The 6955-nt window shown below is 75.0% G+C and carries 3 protein-coding genes; 2 read left to right on the top strand and 1 reads right to left on the bottom strand.

The window, feature by feature from the left end:
- Positions 1–3901 (bottom strand): ATP-dependent helicase (locus tag ACXJMZ_RS13800; RefSeq protein ID WP_457030312.1); only part of this gene is annotated, 3901 nt, incomplete at its 3' end.
- A 154-nt stretch (positions 3902–4055) separates the two neighbouring features.
- On the opposite strand from ACXJMZ_RS13800, the gene ACXJMZ_RS13795 reads away from it, so the two are divergent.
- The gene (locus ACXJMZ_RS13795; protein WP_457030311.1) at positions 4056–5603 is read left to right on the top strand and encodes a S8 family peptidase; all 1548 of its coding nucleotides are present in this window, start codon (positions 4056–4058) and stop codon (positions 5601–5603) included.
- Between the two features lie 136 nt (positions 5604–5739).
- Complete coding sequence (locus ACXJMZ_RS13790; RefSeq protein WP_457030310.1) at positions 5740–6951, top strand: PucR family transcriptional regulator; 1212 nt, start codon at positions 5740–5742, stop codon at positions 6949–6951.
- Positions 6952–6955: the final 4 nt, after the last annotated feature.

Here is a 6955-nt window from a genome sequence, read left to right as displayed (position 1 = left end):
CGGCCGGCCTGGCCATCGCGCCGTACCGGCCGCGCGGGGCGGCCCGGGGCGCCCGGTGCGCGGTGGCGCCAGCCGTCCGGCCGGAGCCGAGCAGGGCGCGCAGCGGAGCGAGTGTGTCATTGGTCACATAGCCCGCCCAGGTCAGATCCCAGAGTGCCTCGGTCAACTCGACGTCCGGTACCTCGGGCAGCTGCTCCGTCAGCTGACGGAAGAACAGGCCGTAGCCGCCCGCCAGCGCGGCCAGCAGCGCGGTGTGCACGGGGGTGACGGCCGGCGGCACGGGCTCGGGACGCAGCAGGTGGGCCGTCTCGGGCAGGTGCAGGCCGATCCAGCCGTCCTTGCCGGGCAGCGCGCCCGCGCCGGACCAGCCGATCTCGCCGGCGGCCATCAGCTCGTCCAGCAGCGCGGGGGTGTAGTCGAGCAGCCGGGCGGGCAGCACCAGCTTCTCCAGCGCGGAGGCGGGCAGAGCCGTCCCCTGGAGCTGCTCGACCACCCGGAGCAGGCCGTCCGCGCCGCGCAGCCGGTGGCCGCCCAGGTGCTGCCACTGCGGCAGGAAGGCGGCCAGCGCCCGGGGCGGCACCGCCTCCACCTCCTGGCGGAGCGCGGCCAGCGAGCGGCGGCGCAGGCGGCGCAGCACCTCGGCGTCGCACCACTCGACCTGGCCGCTGTGCCCCTCGCCGGGCCTGAACTCGCCCTGCACCAGCCGCCCGTCGGCGGTCAGCCGATGCAGCAGGCCGGTGACCACCGCGCTGCCCAGGCCGAACCTGGCCGCCGCCTCGGGCGCGGTGAACGGGCCGTGGGTACGGGCGTAGCGGGCCAGCAGGTCGCCGAGCGGGTCCCGGACGGGCTCGGTGAAGGCCTCGGGGACGCCGACCGGCAGCGGGGTGCCGAGCGCGTCCCGCAGCCGCCCGGCGTCCTCGATCGCGGACCAGCGCTGCTCGCCGCCGATCCGGACCTGGATCACCCGGCGGGCGGCCTGGAGCTCGACCGCCCACTCGGGCGCGGCCCCACGGACCGTCAGTTCCTCGGTGCCGAGCGGGCCGAGCAGCCGCAGCGCGTCCGCGACGCCCTCGGCGTCCTTGATCCGGCGCTCCGGGGTGAGCCGCTGCAGCTCAGCCTCCAGCTCGGCCAGCACCGCCGGGTCCAGCAGCTCGCGCAGCTCGGCCTGGCCGAGCAGCTCGGAGAGCAGGCGCGAATCCAGCGCCAGTGCGGCGGCCCGCCGCTCGGCCAGCGGGGAGTCGCCCTCGTACAGGAACTGCGCGACGTAGCCGAACAGCAGCGAGCGGGCGAAGGGTGAGGGCTCGGGGGTGGTGACCTCCACCAGCCGTACGGCGCGGGACTCCAGATCACCCATCAGCTCGACCAGGCCCGGCACGTCGAAGACGTCCTGCAGGCACTCCCGGACGGCCTCGAGCACGATCGGGAACGAGCCGTACTCGCTCGCCACCTCCAGCAGCTGGGAGGCGCGCTGGCGCTGCTGCCAGAGCGGGGTGCGCTTGCCGGGGCTGCGGCGGGGCAGTAGCAGGGCGCGGCCCGCGCACTCGCGGAACCGGGCGGCGAACAGGGCGGAGCCGCCGACCTGGTCGGTTACCAGCTGCTCGATCTCGCCCTTGTCGAACAGGGCGGCGTCGGCCCCGACCGGGGCCTCCTCGGTGACCGGCTTGTCTGACGGGAAGTCAAGGAGGTCGGCATCGGGCAGGCGGAGCACGATGCCGTCGTCGGCGTGCATCACCTGCGGGTCCAGGCCGTGCTTCTCGCGCAGCCGGGCGCCGAGGGCGAGTGCCCAGGGGGCGTGCACCTGGGCGCCGAAGGGGGAGTGGATGACGATCCGCCAGTCGCCCAGCTCGTCCCGGAACCGCTCGACCACGATGGTGCGGTCGTCCGGCAGGTGGCCGGTGGCGGTGCGCTGCTCGGCCAGGTAGGTGAGCAGGTTGCTCGCCGCCCAGTCGTCAAGACCGGCCGCCCGCAGTCGCGCGGTGGCCTGATCGGGCGTCAGGGCGCCCAGCTCGCGGACGAAGGCGCCGACCGCGCGGCCGAGCTCCAGCGGGCGGCCGAGGCTGTCGCCCTTCCAGAACGGCAGCCGCCCGGGGACGCCGGGGGCGGGGGTGACCAGCACCCGGTCGTGGGTGATCTCCTCGATCCGCCAGGAGGTGGTGCCGAGGGTGAAGACGTCGCCGACCCGGGACTCGTAGACCATCTCCTCGTCCAGCTCCCCGACCCGGCCGCCGCCCTTCTTCGGGTCGCTGCCGACGATGAAGACGCCGAACAGGCCCCGGTCCGGGATGGTGCCGCCGGAGGTGACCGCGAGGCGCTGGGCGCCGGGGCGGCCGGTGACCGTGCCGGCCACCCGGTCCCAGACCAGCCGGGGCCTCAACTCGGCGAAGGCGTCCGAGGGGTAACGGCCCGCCAGCATGTCCAGCACGCCGTCGAAGGCGGACTGCGGGAGGGTGGCGAACGGGGCGGCCCGGCGGACCAGGGTGAGCAGCTCGTCGACGTCCCAGGTGTCGAGTGCGGTGATCGCGACCAGCTGTTGGGCCAGTACGTCCAGCGGGTTGCGCGGCACCCGGAGTGCCTCGATGGCGCCGGACCGCATCCGCTCGGTGACCACGGCGGACTGCACCAGGTCGGCCCGGTACTTGGGGAAGACCACGCCGGTGGAGACCGCGCCGACCTGGTGGCCGGCCCGGCCGACCCGCTGCAGGCCGGAGGCGACCGAGGGCGGTGACTCGACCTGGATCACCAGGTCGACGGCGCCCATGTCGATGCCCAGCTCCAGGCTGGAGGTGGCCACCACGGCGGGCAGTCGGCCGGCCTTCAACTCCTCTTCCACCAGGGCGCGCTGCTCCTTGGAGACCGAGCCGTGGTGCGCCCTGGCGATCACGGCGGGTGCCCCGGCGGCGGCGCCCGAGCCGCCCATCAGCTGGGCGGGGGAGTGCGCCTCGGGCAGCGCGGCGCCGGTGGCGCGCTCGTGGGCGATCTCGTTGAGCCGGTTGCAGAGCCGCTCGGCCAGCCGGCGGGAGTTGGCGAACACGATGGTCGAGCGGTGCGCCTGCACCAGGTCGACGATCCGCTCCTCGACGTGCGGCCAGATCGAGGCCTGCCGGGCCGGGTCGTCGGTGTCGTTCGGCAGCTCGTCCAGGTCGGCGACCGGGACCACCACCGAGAGGTCGAACCGCTTGTCGGCGGGCGGCTGGACCACCACCGCGCCGCGCTGCGGGCTCAGGTAGCGGGCCACCTCGTCCACCGGGCGGACCGTCGCGGAGAGGCCGATCCGGCGGGCCGGGCGGTCCAGCAGCTCGTCCAGCCGCTCCAGGCTGAGCGCCAGGTGGGCGCCGCGCTTCGTCCCCGCGACCGCGTGCACCTCGTCCAGGATCACCGTGTCGATGCCGCGAAGGGCATCCCGGGCGGCCGAGGTGAGCAGCAGGAAGAGCGACTCGGGGGTGGTGATCAGGATGTCCGGCGGGTGGGTGGCGAACCGGCGGCGGTCGGCGGCAGGGGTGTCGCCCGAGCGGATGCCGACCTGGACGTCGGGCTCCGGCAGGCCGAGCCGGACGGCCGCCTGGCGCAGCCCGGCCAGCGGGGCCCGCAGGTTGCGCTCGACGTCGACCGCGAGGGCCTTGATCGGCGAGATGTAGAGCACCCGGCAGCGGCGCTTCGGGTCGGCGGGCGGCGGGGTGTGGCTGAGCCGGTCGAGCGCGGACAGGAAGGCGGCCAGAGTCTTGCCGGAGCCGGTGGGGGCGACCACCAGGACGTCCGTCTGCCGGTTGATCGCGTCCCAGGCGCTGGCCTGGGCGGCGGTGGGCGTGCTGAACGCTCCGGTGAACCAGGCCTTGGTCGCCGGAGCGAAGCCGTCCAGAGAAGCCGTCAGATCACGAGAGTCCGTCAGGTCACGTTCCGCCATCCCCCCATGGTGCCCGTCCGCACCGACAGTCCGGGTGGGCGCGCTCCGCTGCCCGTCTGCCCTAGCCAGATCAGGCAAGCGGGAAAATCCGCTCATATGGTGATGTATCGGACCCGTGATCTTGGCGGGCGCACCGACGAGTGGAGGTCGCGCGATGGAACGGCTGGGTCTCGCCGTGCGGATGGGTCTGGGCGACGCTGCACGGCCGGGACGGCCTGGAGCGCGCAAGGTCAGGATCCGGATTCTGCTCGGGGTCCTGATGGTGGCGCTGCTGATCGGTGGCGCGGTGCCGTACGTGGCCGGGCCGGGACGCTCGTACCTGAGCTACCTGGTGCTGGCGGAGCGTCAGGACGCCGAGGGCTCCGCCGCCGCCGCGCGGCAGGTCAGGGCGACCGGCGGCAAGGTGGTCCAGGAGTACCCGCAGATCGGTGTGGTGCTGGCCTACGCCACCGGCAGCTTCGCCGACCGGCTGCGCGGCCACCCCGGGATAGCGGCCGTCGGCGCCAGCCGTACCACCGGCGTGCCTGGCCCGCCCGGGGCGCTGGACGGCGCGGGCGACTTCCGCGCCACCGGGGGTGACCTCTTCGACAGCGGGGACGACGCCGAGTCGCTCACCCCCGACCCGGCCGAGTCCGCCGACTGGAACCTGGCGATGATCGGTGCCACCGGCCCGGCCGGACGGCAGGCCGGGCCGCTGCCCGCCGCGCTGCTCCGTACGACGGTTGAGGCCCCGTCCGGCGAGGCGCTCCGTCGGGTGCTGGTCGCGGTACTGGACTCCGGCGTGGACGACACCCACCCCGACCTCCGCTCGGCGGTCGATCCCCGGGCCTCGGTCTCCTGCGCCGACGGCCGCCCCGACGCCAGGTACGGCGCCTGGCGCCCCGACCGGGGTGTGACCGAGAGCGGCCACGGCACCCACGTCGCCGGGATCGTCGGAGCGGCCAGGGACGGGCGGGGCGTGACCGGCGTGGCGCCGGGCGTCCGGATCGCCGCCGTCCGGCTGCTCGGCCCGCTCGGGCAGTACTACACCGAGAACATCATCTGCGGCATGCTCTGGGCCGCCGACCACGGGGCCAAGGCGATCAACGACAGCTACTTCGCCGACCCCTGGAAGTACAACTGCCCCACCGATCCCGACCAGGCCGCGCTGATCCAGGCGGTCGGCCGCGCCGTCGGCTACGCCCAGCGGCAGGGCGCGGTGGTGGTCGCCTCGGCCGGCAACGACGGCCAGGACCTCGGCGCCGCCCGCCGCGACCAGCGCAGCCCCAACGACCGGCTCACCGGTCCGGCGCAGAACCGGCTGCTCGGGACCGAGTGCATCCGGCTGCCCGGCGAGCTGCCCGGCGTTCTGACGGTCAGTGCGCTCGACCGCTTCGGTCTGCCCGCCGCCTACAGCAACTACGGGCGGGGCCGGATCTCCATCGCGGCGCCCGGCGGCGAACCCGACGGCGGGGCGTCCGGGGCGGTGGTCTCGGACTGGCCCGGCGGGCAGTACGCCGCACTGGCCGGGACCTCGATGGCGGCCGCCCACGTGACCGGCGCGGTGGCGGTGGCGGCGGCGGGGCATCCCGACTGGCGGCCGGAGCGGCTGGTGGCACTGCTCGCCGACGCAGCGGGGGGCAACTGCCCGTACGGGGCGGGGGCCTGTGTGGAGCGGCAGTTCTTCGGCTCCGGGGTGCTGGCGCTTCCTGCCACCGGCTAGCTTTTGGCAGGGTGCTCAGCCGTTGACTACCCAGGGGCTCGGGGAACTGCGAAAGTGCCTGGCCATTTACGTACGGATCACCTTGTCCGAGGTCGGCGTCGCAGTTCCCCGAGCCCCTGGTGGCTGATGCCTGTGCATGAGCGAGGAGGAGCGGGTGGAGTTGTCGGCTGCGGCGTTGGCCGTTGCTGGGCGGTGTGAGGGTCGGATCAACGAGTTGGCCCGGCGGATGACGCAGCAGGCGTTCGAGCGGCTGCCGAGGTACGAGGAGTTGCCGGGGGAGGTCAAGGACGTCGAGATGGCGGCCACGGCCCGGCATGCCGTCCGGCTGTTTCTGCGGCGGGTCGAGGGCCGGGCCGAGGAGGGGGATCTCGAGTACCGGTACTTCCGGGAGCGGGCGGCGCAGCGGGCCGAGGAGGGGGTGCCGTTGCATCTGCTGCTGGGGACGCATCTGCTCGGGCAGCACGTGCTCTGGCAGGCGCTCTGCGAGAGCGCCGAGCCGGGGGAGGAGGCGGCGCTGAACGAGCTGGCCGGCTGGCTGCTGCTCGGGCAGGCCAGGATCGTCCCGGCGGTGGCGGAGAGCTATCTGGAGGAGCGGGCGGCGCTGGACTCGGAGGCCAGGGAGGAGCGCCGGACGCTGGTCCGGGCCCTGGTCGAGGGCTTTCCGCTGACTCCGGCCAGGTACCAGCAGCTCGGGGTGAGCGGCGGCGGTCTGGTGCTGCGGCTGCGGGCCGAGCTGCCGGGCGGGGCGCCGGAGCCGGTGGCCGGGCGGCGGCTGGCCCGGCGGCTGGGCACGGTGGTGGAGCGGCTGTTCGGTCCGGACCCGCTGGCCTGGCTGGAGGCGGACGGCGGTGTGCTGGTGCTGCCCCGGGACGAGAGCGGTGAACTGCCGGAGCTGCCGGGCGAGCTGACCGAGCGTCTGGACCGCGCGGCTGGCGCCCCGGTGCGGGTGGCGGTGCTGCCCGCCGACAGCGGGGCCGGGATCGCGGCGGCGGCCCGGACCGCGGCCGAGGTGCTGCGGCTGGCCGGGGCGCTGGGCCGGCCGCCGGGTCTGCACCGGCTGGCGGACGTTCAGCTGGAGTACCACCTGTCCCGGCCGGACGAGAGCAGCGCCGGCCTGGCCGCACTGCTCGACCCGGTCTACGAGCGGCCCGAGTTGCTGGCCACCCTGCGGGCCCACCTGGCCGAGCGGCAGGACCGGCGGCGGACCGCTCGGGTGCTCGGCCTGCACCCGAACACCGTCGACAACCGGCTGGCCAGGATCGCCGAGCTGACCGGGGCGGAGGTCGGCACGGCGCACGGGCTGGCGCTGCTGCTCACCGCGTACACCCTGCGCGAGCTCAGACCTTGAGCGC

It is taken from the genome of Kitasatospora sp. P5_F3 (assembly GCF_054049135.1).
This window is presented reverse-complemented; position numbering and strand designations above follow the sequence as displayed.

Bases quoted from the DNA above. Each gene is read 5' to 3' on its own strand.
- ACXJMZ_RS13795 (WP_457030311.1), top strand. From the start codon at position 4,056: ATGGAACGGCTGGGTCTCGCCGTGCGGATGGGTCTGGGCGACGCTGCA.
- ACXJMZ_RS13790 (WP_457030310.1), top strand. From the start codon at position 5,740: ATGAGCGAGGAGGAGCGGGTGGAGTTGTCGGCTGCGGCGTTGGCCGTT.